Genomic DNA, 16,246 nt, shown 5'->3' with positions numbered 1-16,246 from the left:
ACGCGCGAGGCGGTGCGTGCCGATCTCGATCAGGGTGGTCCGGCAGGACAGGCGATAGATCAGGCTGAAAAGTTGACCCCACATGACCGAACTCCGTTGTTGATCAATGCAGAAAATTCTAGACCGCCTGCCTTTCCGGCGTTTTTCGCCGGGTGAGGAAAATGGCTTCGTCCGGGGGCGGCGCGATGTCGTCGCAACAGTCCGGAAGAAGTCGCCTCACGCGGGCGTGAAGCAGCGCGCCGAGCGGGGCCGATCGGATTCCGATCAAGGCCGGTAGTTCTCCCGGGATGAAGCGCGCGCAGCGCGGCAGTAACGTGCGGGCGCCTTCAGCCCCGGTTATTGTATGAGTTCCGATCGCCAAGACGAGCCGCCGATCCTCATCTGCTCAAAATGCAGGCGGCCAATGAAGTTCCTGGCGACACTACCTGGAATAGTCACGCTGCCTGCGGAGCACGTTTATCATTGCGTCCAGTGCCGTCGCGTCGACACGATTCGGCTGAAGTGACGCTCTGGTGGCCGGGGCGGGCCGCTTACAGCAGTTGTAGCTGCTCCCGCCGCCGCGAAACCGGTGCTATAATATCGTGAACAGACGAGAACAGGGAGGACACCATGAACCACACCATGGTTCCCAGTGATCGCGTGGAGCACGTCGCCGTCTACGGACGCGACGGCACGAAGCTCGGCACGATCGAGCGGTTGATGCTCGACAAGATGAGCGGAACGGTTGCCTATGCCGTGATCAAGACCGGCGGGCTGCTCGGTACGCGTCACCATTATCCGCTGCAGTGGGGCGCGCTGAAATACGATCCAGCACGGCAGGCGTTCCAGACCGAGCAGACGCTGGACGAACTCAGCAGCGGCCCGTGCGAGTTCGATGGCGACGCGTTCGACTGGGGCGACCGCTCGCGGCCCTACCCGCATCCGCACTACTGGTCGGTCTAGCGAGCAAGACGGTTCGGCCGCGGAGCAGTATTTGACGCGAGCGCCCGCTATCCCGCGAGCGGCTGCTCGCCGACCTTGGGCCAGTAGGTGCCAAAGCTCCAGAGCCCGCCCTCCGGATCGCGTGCGGCGAAATCGCGGCTGCCATAATCGGTCGTGTAGGGCTCCATCTCGATCTCTGCACCAGCGGATTTCACCTTCGCATAGAGCGCGTCGGGATCATCGACAGCGAGATAGACGGCATCCGTCCGCCGGCCGCCGATGTCGCCAACCAATTTGCCGTAAGCATCGTCGCGATGCGCGCCCAGCATGAGGATCGACGATCCGAACGCCAGCTCGGCGTGAACGACCGTGCCCTCCTTGCGGTACACCACCCGTTCGGTGAAGCCGAGAACGTTCTTCAGCCAGGCGATCATCGCCTCGGCATCCTTGCAGCGCATGGTGTGGTAGAGGCGCGGCGCTTCATAAACGTTCGGCGGGTTCATGACATTCTCCAAGCAAGCCCTTTTCTGTCACGAAGCGACCTTAGTTCGGATCGCGGCGGCCGGCTTGAACAAATGGGACTTGACCCAAGTCTCGCGCTGTCTTGGCGCTAAAGCGCGATGCGAATAGGATGGATCGTCATCGCGCTTAAGGTTGTTTGAGCATGATCTTTTCGGAAAACCGCTACGCACGTTTCCGGATCATGCTCTAGCCTCCGCCGTCCCGCATCAGGCGTGGATCGACGACATCGAGCCGCGCGGCCCATCCGGTCGGCGTCTCGCCGCTGAACAAGCGGAAATCGCGGGCAAGATGCGCCTGGTCGGCATAGCCGGCGTCTGCGGCAATGGCCGCCCAGCCGCCTGTGCCATCCGTCCGGGCCAGGACGCAAGCGCGATGAAAGCGCAGCATCTGCGCCAGCACCTTTGGCGGAACGCCGATCTCGTGGTGGAAGCGGCGCGTGAGATGCTTGCGGCTCCAGCCGATGTCGGAGGCAATGTCGGCGATCCTGACCGCGCCCGCGCCTCGCCACAGCGTCTCCAGCGCGAAAGCGACCTCAGGCGAGGGCTCGTGTACGGCCCGGCGCAGCACGAAGTCTTCCACGATCTCGAATCGTCGCTGCCAGCCGGCCGCCTCGGCCACTCTGGTGCGGAGCTCCCTGCCGTGCCGTCCCAGGATGTCGTCGAGGCCGACGATCCGCGCGGTCAGATCGGGCACGGCGCCTCCGAAGAAGCGATACGCCCCGAGCGGCGTGAAATCGACCTGAACGCATTCGGCGCGCCCGTCGGATTCGATCACGACCGGCCCGGGAAACAGACCCGCCGCGAAACTCGGCCGCGCATCGGCGGTGTCCGGCTGGTGACCGAGCGCGATGCGGAAGGGCGTCCCCAAATTCACCAGCAGAGGCAGTGCAAGCGGCGCGGCATGCCGGAAGGCGGCCAAGCCGATGCCGCGCTCGCGGTAGAACGAAATGCTGGAGATCAGACGCGCAAGACGCGGCGAGGGCGGTCGACGGATGACATCGGGAGGTGCGTCCATCACGCGTTAACGCTCCGTCGCTTTGCGTTCCCTGCGAATGGTGTCAGGAAGCATGCCGGTCCTGTCTGGAGCTTAGCAGGCGATCGCCGCGGAACTCAAATGAACCGATGCGTGGCACGCCGTCGAATTGCCAAAGGCGTTGCCGCCCTGTCACGGCCGGTTGCGCATCCAATCGGCGAGGCCGGACAGCGCCTTGTCGAGATCCTGCCGCGCGGCGGCGTCGGCGATCGTCTCTTCCATCGCGCCGCGCATGCAGAGCATCCAGGCGTCGCGCTCGGCGTCCCCGATGGCGAAGCCGAAATGGCGCTGGCGCAGCCGCGGATGGCCTTTCTCGGGGGTGTAGAGCCGCGGCCCGCCGGTCCATTCGGTGAGATAGCGCTTCAGCACGTCCCTGATCAGGCCGAGGTCGTCCGCATGCATGGCGCGGATGATCTTCGCCTCCGGCAGGGTGTCCATGCGGTCGTAGAAGCGATCGACCAGAGCCTCGATCGTGGCGCGGCCGCCGATCCGCTCGAACATGGAGATGGCGACGTCGGTGGAGGTCATCTCTACAGCGCCACGCTGCGCAGCCCGAAGCTGCGCGCTTCGTTCTGGAGCACCGGTCGTACCGCATCGATCAGCCGCGCGGCGGCGGCGTCGACCGACAGCCCGGCGGTATCCACCACCGCGGTCGCGCGCGAATACAGCGGCTCGCGGCTGAGCAGGATGTTGCGCAGCTCCGTCATCGCCGAGCGATCATCCGCCATCGGCCGCAGATCGCCCTGGCGGCGCACGCGTGCCATGTGCTCCTCGGGCTCGGCCTTCAGCCAGATCGTGTAGAACGAGGAGAGGACCTGGTCGAAAGTCAAAGGCTCGGAGACGATGCCGCCGCCGGTTGCCAACACCATCAGCTCGTTGCGCGCGAGCAGCTGTTGCAGCGCCGCCTGCTCCATGCGGCGAAAGCCTTCCTGGCCGTACAGCGCGATGATCTCGGCGACCGAGAGCCCGTTCTGCTGCTCGACCTCCTTGTTGAGCTCGACGAAACTCCAGCCGATCCTCTTCGCCAGCATCCGCCCAAGTGTGGACTTGCCGGCGCCGCGCAGGCCGATCAGCGCGATGCCGCAGAACGGCGCGCGCCGCGGCGCGGTTGCGCTGCCGCCGGAGAGCAGATCCTTGGCTTGAGCAATCTGCGCGGGCGTTGCCTTGCGCAGGAGATCGCGAAACATCTGCCAGTCCGGCGTCGGATCGGGCGAGGGGAGCAAGTCTTCGAGATGCGCGCCCATCGCATCGGAGACGCGGCGCAGCAGCACTATCGAGACGTTGCCCTTGCCGCTCTCGAGCTGCGCGATGTAGCGCTCCGAAATTCCCGACACCTTGGCGAGCACTTTGCGCGACATGCCGCGCAACGCGCGCATGGTGCGCACACGCTGGCCGAGCTGTTCGAGGAAGCGGGATTCGGCGTCGGGACTTTCGGTCATGAGTCTTCTTTACAGGGGTCCTGCGGCGCATTTTAATGAAACATAGTGCCTGCTGGCATTGACAGCAAGCCGCCGTGGTGTCTTTCTATGAATTATAATTCTAAATTCCGGGGAGATGTCCGTGAGCGAGGGATCCTATAACGCGGTGACCTGGCTGCTCGACCGTAATGTCAGGGAGGGCAGGGGCAGCAAGCTCGCCTTCGACGACACCGTCTCGCGGCTCACCTATGGCGAGCTCCAGCAACAGACCCGGCGCGCCGCCAACATGCTGCGCCGGCTCGGCGTCCGCCGCGAGGAGCGCGTGGCGATGATCATGCTGGATACGGTCGATTTCCCGGTCGTGTTCCTGGGCGCGATCCGCGCCGGCATCGTGCCGGTGCCGCTCAACACGCTGCTGACCGCGGACCAATACGCCTACATCCTCGCCGACTGCCGCGCGCGCGTGCTGTTCGTGTCCGAAGCGCTCTATCCCGTCATCAAGGACGTCGTCGGCCGCATGCCGGATCTCGAGCATGTCGTGGTCTCCGGCGCCAAGCAGAACGGACACAAGCAGCTTGCCGAAGAACTCGCCGGCGAGAGCGATCAGTTCACCACCGCCGCGACGCATCCTGACGAGCCGGCGTTCTGGCTCTATTCGTCGGGGTCGACGGGCATGCCGAAGGGCGTGCGCCATTTGCATTCGAATTTGCAGGCGACCGCCGACACCTACGCCAAGCAGGTGCTCGGCATTCGCGAGAGCGATGTGTGCCTCTCCGCGGCGAAATTGTTCTTCGCCTATGGCCTCGGCAATGCGCTGACCTTCCCGATGTCTGTCGGTGCCAGCGTGATCCTCAACAGCGAGCGGCCGACGCCGGCGCGCATGTTCGAGCTGATGAACCGCTACAATCCCTCGATCTTCTATGGCGTGCCGACCTTGTTCGCCGCGATGCTCAACGACGAGACCATGAAGAGCCAGCGCGGCGGCAAGGCTTTGCGCATCTGCACCTCCGCCGGCGAGGCGCTGCCGGAATCCGTCGGCCACAGCTGGAAGGCACGGTTCGGTGTCGACATTCTCGACGGCGTCGGCTCGACCGAGCTGTTGCACATTTTTCTGTCGAACGCGCCCGGCGACATTAAATACGGCTCGTCCGGCAAGCCGGTGCCGGGCTATGCGGTGCGGCTCGTCAACGAGGCCGGGCAGGACGTCGCCGACGGCGAGGTCGGCGAGCTCTTGGTCGATGCGCCCTCCGCCGGCGAAGGCTACTGGAACCAGCGCCACAAGAGCCGCCGCACCTTCGAGGGGCCGTGGACCCGCACTGGCGACAAATACATCCGCGACGCCGATGGCCGCTACACCTTCTGCGGCCGCGCCGACGACATGTTCAAGGTCTCCGGCATCTGGGTCTCGCCGTTCGAAGTGGAGAGCGCGCTGATCACGCATCCCGCCGTGCTGGAAGCTGCCGTCGTGCCCCAGGCCGATCCGGAAGGACTCCTAAAGCCGAAAGCCTTCGTCGTGCTGCGCCCGGGCGCCAAGACGACGGATTTGCAGGAGATGCTCAAGGAGCACGTCAAGCAGAAGATCGGCCCCTGGAAATATCCGCGCTGGATCGACGTTGTGGAGTCGCTACCCAAGACCGCGACCGGAAAGATCCAGCGGTTCAAATTGCGCGAGGGCGCGAATTGAGTGAGCAGGCGGCGAACGCGCTCGCTTACCCTCCCCTGGAGGGGGAGGGTCGGCACGCGATCGAGCGTAGCGAGACGCGTGGCGGGGTGGGGTGATCTCTCCACGGGCACCGCATCCGCGGAGAGGCTGTCACCCCACCCCGCCTCACATCTCGCTGCGCTCGCTGTGAATCGACCCTCCCCCTCCAGGGGAGGTGGGCATCTCGGCATCGGCTAGGAATGGGAATTCGACCATGACCCAACTCACCCCAACCGGCTTCCTCAGCATCGATGGAGCCAGCCTCGAATACAAATGGCTCGCGCCATCGTCCGCGGACGCTCCCACCATCGTCACGCTGCACGAGGGCCTCGGCTGCGTCGGCCTCTGGGGCGACTTCCTGGAAAAACTGCAGCAGGCCACGGGCGCCGGCATCTTCGCCTATTCGCGCGCAGGCTACGGCCAGTCCAGCCCGGTCGCGCTGCCGCGGCCGCTCGACTACATGCATCGCGAGGCGCTGGACGTGCTGCCGAAGCTGCTCGACATGATCGGCTTCAAGCGCGGCCTCCTGCTCGGCCACTCCGATGGTGCCTCGATCGCGACCATCTATGCCGGGGCGCATCAGGATCATCGCCTCAATGGGCTCGTGCTGATCGCGCCGCATTTCGTCGTCGAGGACATCTCGATCAAATCGATCGCCGCGATCAAGACGACGTTCGAAACTTCGGACCTCAGGTCGAAGCTCACGCGCTGGCACAAGGACGTCGACAACGCCTTCTACGGCTGGAACGGCGCCTGGCTCGATCCGAAATTCCGCACTTGGGATATCTCCGAATACCTTGCCTACATCCGCGTGCCCGTGATGATCGTGCAGGGCGCGGACGATCAATATGGGACCGTGCGCCAGGCGGAGATCGCGCAGGAAGAATGTTACTGCCCGGTCGACCTGAAAATCATTGCCGGCGCGGCGCATTCCCCACATCGCGAGGCCCCGGGGCCGACCCTTGATGCCATCGTGCAGTTTGCGCAGGCCGCCTTGCGGGACGATCCGGGGCTTCAGGCCGCATGAAACCCATGAGCGCCTAGATGAAGCAAAGTGCATATGGCGCCGCGATTCGGGCTAGACTAATCTAATAAGATGCACTATTGTGCATCTAACGCTCCAGAATGCATAACCAAGCTCAAGGGTGGCTCATGGCCGGGGAAGATCGGCGCCTCGCAGGCGGCGCGACATTCATCGATTTCCAGACCGAACCGTCCCGCTACAGGCATTGGAAGCTGGCGGTCGAGGGCGACGTCGCGACGTTGACGATGGACGTCGACGAGAATGGCGGCCTGTTCGAAGGCTACCAGCTCAAGCTCAATTCCTACGATCTCGGCGTCGACATCGAGCTGGCCGACGCGATCCAGCGCCTGCGCTTCGAGCATCCCGAGGTGAAAGTCGTCGTGCTGCGCTCGGCCAAGAACCGCGTGTTCTGCGCCGGCGCCAACATCCGCATGCTCGCGGGCTCGACGCATGCGCACAAGGTGAACTTCTGCAAGTTCACCAACGAGACCCGCAACGGCATGGAAGACTCCTCGGAGAATTCCGGCCAGCGCTTCATCACCGTGGTGAACGGCTCCGCCGCCGGCGGCGGCTATGAGCTGGCGCTCGCGACCGATCATATCATCCTCGCCGACGACGGCTCGTCCGCCGTCGCGCTGCCCGAAGTGCCGCTGCTCGCGGTGCTGCCGGGCACCGGCGGTCTCACGCGAGTGGTCGACAAGCGCAAGGTGCGGCGCGACCACGCCGATGTCTTCTGCACCATCGAGGAAGGCGTGAAGGGCAAGCGCGCCGTGCAATGGCGCCTCGTCGACGAGATCGCGCCGAACTCCAAGCTCGAGGCCAAGATCGCCGAGCGCGCCAAGGAGTTTGCGGCGGCCTCGACGCGCAAGGGCAGCGGCAAGGGCATCGCGCTGACGCCGCTCAGGCGCCTGATCGACGAAAACAGCATCCGCTACGGCTTCGTCAGCGTCGACATCGATCGCACCGCCCGCATTGCCACCATCTCGATCAAGGCGCCGGAGACCGCGCCGCCCGCCGACATCGACGGCATGATGGCGCAAGGCGCCTCGTTCTGGCCGCTGCAAGTGGCGCGCGAGCTCGACGACGCCATCCTGCACTTGCGCATCAACGAGCTCGAGATCGCGATGCTGGTCTTCAAGAGCCATGGCGACCGCGCCCATGTGCTCGCCTGCGATGCGTTCCTCGAAGCCAACAAGGCGCACTGGCTGGTCAACGAGATCAGGCATTACTGGAAGCGCGTGCTCAAGCGCGTCGACGTCACTTCGCGCACGCTGGTGACGCTGGTCGAGCCCGGCTCCTGCTTTGCCGGCACGCTCGCCGAGCTCGTCTTCGCCGCCGACCGCTCCTACATGCTGATCGGCACCCGCCAGGGTGACAATCGTCCGCCGCCGTCGATCGAGCTGTCCGCCATGAATTTCGGTCCCTATCCGATGAGTCATGGCCTGACACGGCTGCAGGCGCGCTTCCAGGCCGATCCGTCCGATCTGGAGCGCGTGGAAGCAACGCTCGGCACCAGCCTCGACGCCGAGCAGGCCGAAGAGCTTGGCCTCGTTACCTTCGCCCTCGACGACATCGACTGGGACGACGAGGTCCGCGTGTTCCTCGAGGAGCGCGCCAGCTTCTCGCCCGACAGCCTCACCGGCATGGAAGCCAGCCTGCGCTTCGTCGGCCCCGAGACGATGGAATCGAAGATCTTCGCGCGCCTCACCGCCTGGCAGAACTGGATCTTCCAGCGCCCGAACGCCGTCGGCGAAGAAGGCGCGCTGCGCCGCTACGGCAGCGGCCAGAAACCGAAATTCGATATGACGAGAGTCTAGCGAGTAGGGAGTGGCGAATGGCGAATAGGGAATGCCCGTTCGCTACTCGCCATTCGCCATTCGCCCCTTCAAACGAGCTAGTCCCACACGGGAGGTCCACATGAACATGAACATCATGAACGTCGACTACTCGACCAAGATTCCGAACAACGTCAACCTCGCCGAAGACCGCCAGGTGCTCAAAGCGCTGGAGGGCTGGCATCCCGGTTACATGGACTGGTGGAGCGACATGGGGCCGGAAGGCTTCCAGGAATCGCTGGTCTATTTGCGCACCGCTTACTCCGTCGATCCGCGCGGCTGGGCCAAGTTCGATTATGTCCGCATGCCCGAATATCGCTGGGGCATCCTGCTTGCGCCGCAGGAAGAAAATCGCGTCGTGCCGTTCGGCGAGCATTATGGCGAGCCGGCCTGGCAGGAAGTCCCGGGCGAGCATCGCGCCATGCTGCGCCGCCTGATCGTGATCCAGGGCGACACCGAGCCCGCTTCGGTCGAGCAGCAGCGCCATCTCGGCAAGACCGCGCCCTCGCTCTACGACATGCGCAATCTGTTCCAGGTGAACGTCGAGGAAGGCCGTCACCTCTGGGCGATGGTCTACCTGCTGCAAAAGTATTTCGGCCGCGACGGACGTGAAGAAGCGGATGACTTGCTGCGCCGCCGCTCCGGCGATGCCGACGCGCCGCGCATGCTGGGCGCGTTCAACGAGGCGACGCCGGACTGGCTGTCCTTCTTCATGTTCACCTACTTCACCGACCGCGACGGCAAGATGCAGCTGCACTCACTGGCGCAGTCCGGCTTCGATCCCCTGTCGCGCACCTGCCGCTTCATGCTGACGGAAGAAGCGCACCACATGTTCGTCGGCGAGACCGGCATCACCCGCGTCGTGCAGCGCACCTGCGATGCGATGAAGGCGGCCGGCATCACCGACCCCACCGACATCGCGAAAGTCCGCGCGCTCGGCGTGATCGATCTTCCGACCATCCAGAAGAAGCTGAACCTGCACTACACGCTCTCGCTCGACCTGTTCGGCTCGGAAGTCTCGACCAACGCGGCCAACGCCTTCAACGCCGGCATCAAGGGCCGCTATCACGAGACCCAGATCGACGACGATCACCAGCTCAAGAACTCCAACTATCCGGTGCTCAAGCTGATCAACGGCGAGATCAAGCTGGTTGACGAGCCGGCGCTGACCGCGCTCAACATGCGCCTGCGCGACGATTACAGCCAGGATTGCATCAAGGGCATGCTGCGCTGGAACAAGGTGATCTCGACCGCGGGCTACGACTTCAAGCTGACGCTGCCCAACGTCGCCTTCCACCGCCACATCGGCGAGTTCAAGGACGTGCACGCGACGCCGGATGGGATCCTGATCGACGATGCCACCTGGGCCAAGCGCAAGGACGAATGGCTGCCGTCGGCGAGCGACGGCGACTTCATCACCTCGCTGATGCAGCCCGTCACCGAGATCGGCCAGTTCGCCTCCTGGATCTCGCCGCCCAAAGTCGGCATCGACAACAAGCCCGGCGATTTCGAGTACGTGAAGATCGAGTCGTAAGGGCTGCTGGCGGGACGAAGCGCTCTTCGCAAGACGCGGCGATCTCGCCACACATCCCGCTGTCATCGCCCGGCTTGGCCGGGCGATCCCGCATTCCAGCGACGGTGGAGGCGCCGCGGCGTACTCGTAACGAATGGAGGGGACATCTCCGCCACTGCGATTGTCTACTAGTCTTTTTTGGGCCGCATCCCACTGGCCTGCGTGAGGCTTTCCACTAAACAATCATCAAGCCATTGAAAATACTGAATTTTGTAGCCTTGCTACCAAAGGATTGACTCACCCCTTAAAATGAATACATTCGACAATATTCATTTTAGGTGCACTTCTTCATGCCCGACCTCCTCGCCGATTTGGCCGCTCGTCATATTGCCGGCCGTGACGGCCTGCCTGACGCGATCGCAAGGGCGTTGCGGGAAGCCATCTTCGAAGGCGCCTTCGCTCCGAACGAGCGGTTGAACCAAGACGAAATCGCTCAGCGATTTGGCGTCTCCCGCGTCCCGGTTCGTGAAGCGCTGGCAAAGCTAGTCACGGAAGGCTTGGCGGTGCAGCGCTTCAATAGGGGCATTAGGGTCGCGCCCCTGAGCCGAGCCGATTTCCAAGACATCATGGAAATGCGGAAGCTGCTCGAGCCGCACGCGCTTCGGCTATCGGCGCCGCACCTGCGGGCCGCTGACTACGATCAAGCCGAAGAGATTCTCGCACAGGTGCGGCCATCAAGACTGGGAGCAGAGGCCGCCGTCCTCCATTGGGCGTTCCATAATCGATTGTACGGTCGCTCGGGTCGCCCCCGGCTGCTCTCGCAAATTTCGGCACTGCAGATCGCAATCAATCGATATGTGCTCCCCGTCTGGCGCACGGTCGGTCTGTCGGCCGATTGGGATGACAGTCATCGCGATATCGTGAACGCGCTACGGGCGGGCGATGTCGAGCAGGCGGCCCGGCTGACCGGCGATCAGATCCAGCAGGCGATGCTTCGCATGCTGGATCAGCTACCGGCCACCGTCTCCACGGCGGACGAACTCGAATGATTTCCCAGCCGCGCGCCACGAGCGGCGTCGCGCCAACTCCGGTCAGGGCGTCAACTTGAGCGCCAACAACCAGCAACCGTTTGCCATGAAGAGGATTAGGAAAATGAGACACTCAGTGGCCTACCGCTCCCTGTGCCGAGGCTTCATGGTTGCGATCGCGACGGGGACTATCGGCGCCGCCACTTGGAACGCAAGCGCATCAGCAGCTTCGGAAGCGCCAGCCCTGAGCACGACCGACGCCAACGACTTCGCCGACGTTCAGCCCGTGAAGGAAGTCGCCGCGCTGTTGCCGGCAAGCACGAAGAGCCTGAAGGTGGCCATGAATCTGTCGACGCCGCCGAACAAGTTTCTGGCTACGGATGGTCGAACGCCACTCGGCACGAATCCGGATCTCGCCAGATTGATGGGCCGCGTCTTCGGGGTGCAGGTGCAGTTCGCGAACGTAGGATTCGACAACATCATCCCCGGATTGCTCAGCGGGCAATTCGATCTGTCCATCGCAAGCATGGGGGTAACGCCGGAACGCACCAAAGTTCTCGACATGATCGACTATGCGAAGTGGGGCTCCGAGGCCGTCACCCTTAGGAGCAGCAATGCCGACGTCTCGAACCTCTGCGGCCTGAACGTCGGCGCTCAACTCGGTTCTCTTCAACTCGCGAAGCTGTTGCCGGAACTCTCGGACGAGTGTGCCGCAAGCGGCAAAAAACCTGTCAACATCGTGGGCCTTCCGAGCCAGCAGGATGCGTTGACCCAGCTTTTGTCCGGTCGTCTTGACGCCGCGTTCGGCGATACGCCGGTCATGAGTTACGCGGTTCTCAAGCAGCCGATTTTTCGCGTCGCCGGCGCGGAGATCCGCCCGCTCCCCATAACGCTCTCCACGAAGAAAGGCAGCGCGCTGACTCCCGCTTTGGTCGCGGCCATGAAGCACATCGTGACCATGCCGCAGTACAAGGAGATATTCCGGGCGTGGGGCCTGCCTAACGCCACGCTCGAAACGATCGAACTCCACTGAGAGCCGCCGAGATGTTGGATCCGAATATGGCGGGGGTCGCCCCTAAAATTCTCGTGGACGTCAGAAAGCCACATCGTTCCCGCTGGGAGTATGCCGGCTGGATCGTCGCCATCCTAGTGACGTTGTCGTTGACGCGTTCGGTCGTGACCAATCCCAATTTCCACTGGGATATCGCCGCCGAATATCTTATGGCGCCGATCATCCTCAGGGGCGTCGGAATGACGCTGGTGCTCACCGCGATCAGCATCGTTCTCGGAGTACTGATCGGAGCGGTGCTGGCCGTGATGATGCGGTCTCAATCGCCCGTGGTCGCAAAGCTGGGGTCTGGCTATGTCTGGTTCTTCCGAGGAACGCCGCTGCTCGTGCAACTGATCTTCTGGTTCAACCTTGCCGCCCTTTATCCGACGCTCGGCTTCTTCGGATACGAGGTGAATGCCACGCAGATAGTCACGCCCTTCCTCGCAGCGATCATCGGGTTGATCACGAACGAAGCCGCCTACATGGCGGAGATCGTCCGCGGGGGCTTCGAGAGCGTCAATCGCGGTCAGACGGAGGCGGCCACCAGCCTGGGGCTCCGGCCGCGGCAGGTAACTTTCCGCATCCTCCTGCCGCAGGCGATGAAGGTCATCGTTCCTGTCATCGGGAATCAGACGATTGCGATGCTGAAGAACAGCTCGCTGGTATCGGTACTAGGCGTGTCCGAGCTCCTGCACAGTGCCGAAATCATTTACGGGACCAATTATCAGACCATTCCCCTCCTCATCGTCGCTTCGCTTTGGTACCTCGCCTTGTCGACCGTCTTTTCGGTCGTCCAGCATGGGGTCGAACGGGCATATGGCCGATCGACAAGTCGCAAGTCGGACGCGACGTGGAAGGAGCTGCTTCGAAGAGGACGCGATCGATGAGCGATCTGGCTGTTTCCGTCCGCGGTCTTGTCAAGCGATTCGGCGGTCGCACCGTGTTGAGGAACGTCGATTTCTCCGTCGAGCCCGGTCGAGTATCCTGCATCATCGGCCCGAGCGGGTCCGGCAAGTCCACCCTGTTGCGCTGCCTGAACAGCCTGGAGGAGATTCAGGGAGGTGAGGTGCGGATCTTCGGAGAACTTCAGGGCTACGTCCTATCCGGTCGAGCCTATAGGAGACTTTCGCCTGGTCGTTTGGCGCAGCAGCGCGAACACGTCGGCATGGTGTTCCAGAACTTCAATCTCTTTCCGCACATGACCGTTGCGCAGAATCTGACCTGCGCTCCTACCTTGTTGCGCAAGGAAGCCGCGGCGGACGCGCGCGAGCGGGCCGCCGAGCTTCTGTCGACGGTCGGACTGGCCGGCTACGAATCGTCATATCCGGCGCACCTGTCCGGCGGGCAACAGCAGCGCGTTGCTATTGCCCGCGCGCTCATGATGAACCCCCGCGTCCTGTTGTTCGACGAGCCCACGTCGGCCCTGGACGCGGAACGGGTCAGCGAAGTGCTCGACGTCATGAAGGCGCTGGCTAAAGCCGGAAAGACCATGGTCGTGGTCACGCACGAACTGGGATTTGCACGCGAAGTGGCCGACATCGTGGCCTTCATGGACGAAGGCGAAGTCGTCGAAACGGGAACGCCGGAGCAAGTGCTCGGAAGACCGGGCCGCGACCGGACCAGAGCTTTCCTTTCGAAGGTTCTGTGACCCGGCCCAGCGATTCTGGCGGCATCGCATTTTAAAACCGAGATCGGCGGCTCTAGCTCGTCAGGCGCCGCCAACAGACCAGGAGGCCTCGAGTGATCGATTTCGACAAGTTCAAGGTTGTTACGTTCGACTGTTATGGCACGCTCATCGATTGGGAGACCGGCATTGCCCGGGTCGTCCGTCCATGGATCGACGCCATCAACCCGGCGATTCCGACCGATCTCGTCGTCACGTCCTTCGCGCTTCACCAGGCCAAGCATCAACAGACGAGACCTGCATTGCTCTACCCCGAAGTGCTCGCCAGGACATGGAAGGATATCGAGCGCACCTTTGGCTGGACCGCGGACGGAGGTCATGCCGCAAATTTCTCGGCTTCGGTTCCGGAATGGCCAGCTTTCCCCGACACCGTGGATAGCCTGCGGTATCTGTCGCGCTTCTACAAGCTAGTCATCCTGTCAAATGTTGACAACACGTCGCTTACGGGAACGCTGCGCCACCTCGAAGTGCCCTTCGAATTAACGGTGACGGCGGAGGATGTCGGCTCGTACAAGCCTGCACTGCCGCACTTCACACGCGCCATCGAGGCGCTGGCCGCGAAAGGCATGGCAAAAAACGAAATCCTGCATGTCGCGCAGAGCAAGCATCACGACGTCGCTCCTGGGCGCGAACTTGGGCTGACCACCGTGTGGGTCAATCGTCGCCACGACCGGGCCGGAAGCGGGGCCACCTTGGCGACGGAGGCCGAGCCGCATCTGACCGTCAATTCGCTTGCCGAACTCGTGGCGCTGCACAAAGGACGGTCCAGATCAGCTTCGGCAAGCTGAGCGTCACAAACCGCATCGCTGATCAGGCAATTGGCTCGGTGCATCAAAGGAGCACCGAGGAAGGAAACATGATGACTTCGTTGCTAGAGAAATTCGGAAGACTTGCTACCGACGATGCGCCAGGCCAGGAGGTACGTCAGGCTTCGACTCATCATGCAAATTTGCTGAAGGGGAGAACTCTCGACGGTATGCCAGTTGACTTTTCCCATGGTGACGTGGATGCCTTCGAGCCTGCACCGGGTACCCTGGAAGCATTCGTCCAAGGCGTCCGTGTCGGCGGCAAGAGAGCCTACACAGAATACAGGGGCGATGCCGAGATTCGTCATGGGCTCGCGGCGAAGCTCGAGCGTTTCACCGGTGCACCGGTTTCAGCCTCCGAGGGTCTGATGGTCACGCCAGGAACCCAGGGCGCACTCTTTCTGGCCATCGCGTCAACGGTGTCAGCAGGCGATAAGGTCGCGATCGTCCGACCGGACTACTTCGCAAACCGAAAACTTGTCGAGTTCTTCGGCGGCGAAATCGTTCCCGTCAGCCTGGACTATCTCGGAACGACCACTTCAAGTGGAATCGACCTCTCCGGTCTCGAAGATGCCCTCAGAGCCGGAGCGAAGGTCTTCGTCTTCTCCAACCCGAACAATCCGACTGGCGTCATCTACTGTCGGGAGGACGTCGAGAGCATATCGCGGCTCGCCGTACGTTACGGTGTGACCGTGATCGTCGATCAATTATACGCACGACAGATATTCGATGGAGCGGACTATTGGCACCTGCGCGCCGGCGACGTCGACCCTGACCGGATCATCACGATCATGGGACCTTCCAAGACGGAATCACTGAGTGGGTATCGTCTTGGGGTGGCGTTCGGATCTCCAGCGATCATCTCGCGCATGGAAAAGCTGCAGGCGATCGTCTCGCTGCGGGCCGCGGGCTATAGCCAATCGGTGCTGCAAAGCTGGTTTGACGAGCCGACAGGATGGATGGAGGAGCGTATACGCCTGCATCAGATCATTCGGGATGATCTGATCGAATCGTTCGATTCGGTGGAGGGTGTCAGAGTCCGTCGACCACAAGGCGGCAGCTACCTGTTCCCACGCCTGCCGAAGCTGTCGGTATCCATGAGGGATTTCGTTCGCATACTCCGACATCAGGCCGCCGTGACGGTGACCCCTGGCACGGAATTTAGCCCTCACTCCGACGACAGTGTCCGTCTCAATTTTTCGCAGGCCCGACAGCCCGCCGCGCGTGCCGTCGAACGGGTCGTCCAACTCGTCGAGCGATACCGCGCATGATGATCCCGCAACAACGTGGAAGGCCAATACCGCAGGGAAACTACGTCCCTGCCAAACGACACGGCGATCTGGTGTTCACTTCGGGGGATGACGCCCCGAGAGAAGGGAAAACTCTTATTCTCAGGCCCGATAAGCGCTGACGTCCCACTTGTCGACTACCGGAATGCGGTGGTCCTGGCGTGTTGCAACGCTCTCGATTGTGGCCTTGGCGGACATGCACATCTGGGACCGCCAATGCACCTTTTCGAGCGGAAAGCAGACGTCGCTGTGCCTGCATCGCCCCTGATGGATTTTGACTACATGCCCCAGCTCGGCAGTGTTTTGCCCGACGTGTCAACATCATCGCGGCGGCAAGGGTCGTTTCCGCGCGGCAAGAAAAGCCCCTTGTCGATCAAGGGGCCTCCTACTGTGCATGGGGTTGTTTTCAACGTTTTGGTTT

The 16,246-nt window shown here is 62.7% G+C and carries 15 protein-coding genes; 11 read left to right on the top strand and 4 right to left on the bottom strand.

Features of this window, described 5'->3' with window-relative positions; all coding sequences use genetic code 11:
• The first annotated feature begins 609 nt into the window (after window positions 1–609).
• Window positions 610–942 (top strand): PRC-barrel domain-containing protein, encoded by a 333-nt coding sequence (locus tag ACM43_RS35010; protein ID WP_271546387.1) that lies wholly within the window; start codon window positions 610–612, stop codon window positions 940–942.
• A 47-nt stretch (window positions 943–989) separates the two neighbouring features.
• On the opposite strand, the gene ACM43_RS35005 is transcribed toward ACM43_RS35010, so the two are convergent.
• From ACM43_RS35005 to ACM43_RS34990, 4 genes are all read right to left on the bottom strand, one after another.
• Window positions 990–1,424 (bottom strand): VOC family protein, encoded by a 435-nt coding sequence (locus ACM43_RS35005; protein ID WP_271546385.1) that lies wholly within the window; start codon window positions 1,422–1,424, stop codon window positions 990–992.
• A 205-nt stretch (window positions 1,425–1,629) separates the two neighbouring features.
• Window positions 1,630–2,457 (bottom strand): helix-turn-helix domain-containing protein, encoded by an 828-nt coding sequence (locus tag ACM43_RS35000; protein WP_271546383.1) that lies wholly within the window; start codon window positions 2,455–2,457, stop codon window positions 1,630–1,632.
• A 150-nt stretch (window positions 2,458–2,607) separates the two neighbouring features.
• Complete coding sequence (locus ACM43_RS34995) at window positions 2,608–3,003, bottom strand: group II truncated hemoglobin (protein ID WP_271546381.1); 396 nt, start codon at window positions 3,001–3,003, stop codon at window positions 2,608–2,610.
• A gap of 2 nt (window positions 3,004–3,005) precedes the next feature.
• Window positions 3,006–3,914: a helix-turn-helix transcriptional regulator gene (locus tag ACM43_RS34990; protein ID WP_271546379.1), complete on the bottom strand. Its 909-nt coding sequence runs from the start codon at window positions 3,912–3,914 to the stop codon at window positions 3,006–3,008.
• A gap of 121 nt (window positions 3,915–4,035) precedes the next feature.
• Here ACM43_RS34990 and ACM43_RS34985 point away from each other — a divergent pair, with 121 nt between their 5' ends.
• The 10 genes from ACM43_RS34985 to ACM43_RS34940 all read left to right on the top strand — a co-directional run bounded on the left by ACM43_RS34985 (window position 4,036) and on the right by ACM43_RS34940 (window position 15,807).
• Window positions 4,036–5,577, top strand: coding sequence for a benzoate-CoA ligase family protein (locus tag ACM43_RS34985; RefSeq protein WP_271546377.1), 1,542 nt, complete (start codon window positions 4,036–4,038; stop codon window positions 5,575–5,577).
• Between the two features lie 232 nt (window positions 5,578–5,809).
• A complete protein-coding gene (locus tag ACM43_RS34980) occupies window positions 5,810–6,622 on the top strand; it encodes an alpha/beta fold hydrolase (protein ID WP_271546375.1) in 813 nt (270 codons plus the stop codon).
• A gap of 125 nt (window positions 6,623–6,747) precedes the next feature.
• Window positions 6,748–8,436 (top strand): 2,3-epoxybenzoyl-CoA dihydrolase, encoded by a 1,689-nt coding sequence (gene boxC, locus ACM43_RS34975; protein ID WP_271546373.1) that lies wholly within the window; start codon window positions 6,748–6,750, stop codon window positions 8,434–8,436.
• A gap of 100 nt (window positions 8,437–8,536) precedes the next feature.
• Window positions 8,537–9,988, top strand: coding sequence for a benzoyl-CoA 2,3-epoxidase subunit BoxB (gene boxB, locus ACM43_RS34970; RefSeq protein WP_271546371.1), 1,452 nt, complete (start codon window positions 8,537–8,539; stop codon window positions 9,986–9,988).
• Between the two features lie 329 nt (window positions 9,989–10,317).
• The gene (locus ACM43_RS34965) at window positions 10,318–11,016 is read left to right on the top strand and encodes a GntR family transcriptional regulator (RefSeq protein ID WP_271546369.1); all 699 of its coding nucleotides are present in this window, start codon (window positions 10,318–10,320) and stop codon (window positions 11,014–11,016) included.
• A gap of 145 nt (window positions 11,017–11,161) precedes the next feature.
• The gene (locus ACM43_RS34960; RefSeq protein WP_271546367.1) at window positions 11,162–12,028 is read left to right on the top strand and encodes an ABC transporter substrate-binding protein; all 867 of its coding nucleotides are present in this window, start codon (window positions 11,162–11,164) and stop codon (window positions 12,026–12,028) included.
• An 11-nt stretch (window positions 12,029–12,039) separates the two neighbouring features.
• On the top strand, window positions 12,040–12,933 hold the full coding sequence (locus ACM43_RS34955; protein WP_271546365.1) for an amino acid ABC transporter permease: 894 nt from the start codon (window positions 12,040–12,042) through the stop codon (window positions 12,931–12,933).
• Window positions 12,930–13,694: an amino acid ABC transporter ATP-binding protein gene (locus ACM43_RS34950; RefSeq protein WP_271546363.1), complete on the top strand. Its 765-nt coding sequence runs from the start codon at window positions 12,930–12,932 to the stop codon at window positions 13,692–13,694. The genes ACM43_RS34955 and ACM43_RS34950 overlap by 4 nt, the downstream gene beginning before the upstream one ends.
• A 92-nt stretch (window positions 13,695–13,786) precedes the next feature.
• Window positions 13,787–14,518 (top strand): HAD-IA family hydrolase, encoded by a 732-nt coding sequence (locus ACM43_RS34945; protein ID WP_271546361.1) that lies wholly within the window; start codon window positions 13,787–13,789, stop codon window positions 14,516–14,518.
• 68 nt (window positions 14,519–14,586) lie between these two features.
• Window positions 14,587–15,807: a pyridoxal phosphate-dependent aminotransferase gene (locus ACM43_RS34940; protein ID WP_271546359.1), complete on the top strand. Its 1,221-nt coding sequence runs from the start codon at window positions 14,587–14,589 to the stop codon at window positions 15,805–15,807.
• Window positions 15,808–16,246: the final 439 nt, after the last annotated feature.

Source organism: Bradyrhizobium sp. CCBAU 45321, assembly GCF_028128975.1.
GTDB lineage: Bacteria > Pseudomonadota > Alphaproteobacteria > Rhizobiales > Xanthobacteraceae > Bradyrhizobium > Bradyrhizobium yuanmingense.
The sequence above is the reverse complement of the archived record's forward strand: the minus strand, read 5'-3'. Positions and strand labels throughout refer to the sequence as shown.

Excerpts from the sequence above, each read along its gene's own strand:
- boxB (WP_271546371.1), top strand. The coding sequence starts at position 8,537 with ATGAACATGAACATCATGAACGTCGACTACTCGACCAAGATTCCGAAC.
- ACM43_RS34990 (WP_271546379.1), bottom strand. The coding sequence starts at position 3,914 with ATGACCGAAAGTCCCGACGCCGAATCCCGCTTCCTCGAACAGCTCGGC.
- ACM43_RS34965 (WP_271546369.1), top strand. The coding sequence starts at position 10,318 with ATGCCCGACCTCCTCGCCGATTTGGCCGCTCGTCATATTGCCGGCCGT.
- ACM43_RS34940 (WP_271546359.1), top strand. The coding sequence starts at position 14,587 with ATGATGACTTCGTTGCTAGAGAAATTCGGAAGACTTGCTACCGACGAT.
- ACM43_RS34980 (WP_271546375.1), top strand. The coding sequence starts at position 5,810 with ATGACCCAACTCACCCCAACCGGCTTCCTCAGCATCGATGGAGCCAGC.
- ACM43_RS35000 (WP_271546383.1), bottom strand. The coding sequence starts at position 2,457 with ATGGACGCACCTCCCGATGTCATCCGTCGACCGCCCTCGCCGCGTCTT.
- ACM43_RS34995 (WP_271546381.1), bottom strand. The coding sequence starts at position 3,003 with ATGACCTCCACCGACGTCGCCATCTCCATGTTCGAGCGGATCGGCGGC.
- ACM43_RS35010 (WP_271546387.1), top strand. The coding sequence starts at position 610 with ATGAACCACACCATGGTTCCCAGTGATCGCGTGGAGCACGTCGCCGTC.
- ACM43_RS34950 (WP_271546363.1), top strand. The coding sequence starts at position 12,930 with ATGAGCGATCTGGCTGTTTCCGTCCGCGGTCTTGTCAAGCGATTCGGC.
- ACM43_RS35005 (WP_271546385.1), bottom strand. The coding sequence starts at position 1,424 with ATGAACCCGCCGAACGTTTATGAAGCGCCGCGCCTCTACCACACCATG.
- boxC (WP_271546373.1), top strand. The coding sequence starts at position 6,748 with ATGGCCGGGGAAGATCGGCGCCTCGCAGGCGGCGCGACATTCATCGAT.
- ACM43_RS34955 (WP_271546365.1), top strand. The coding sequence starts at position 12,040 with ATGTTGGATCCGAATATGGCGGGGGTCGCCCCTAAAATTCTCGTGGAC.
- ACM43_RS34960 (WP_271546367.1), top strand. The coding sequence starts at position 11,162 with ATGGTTGCGATCGCGACGGGGACTATCGGCGCCGCCACTTGGAACGCA.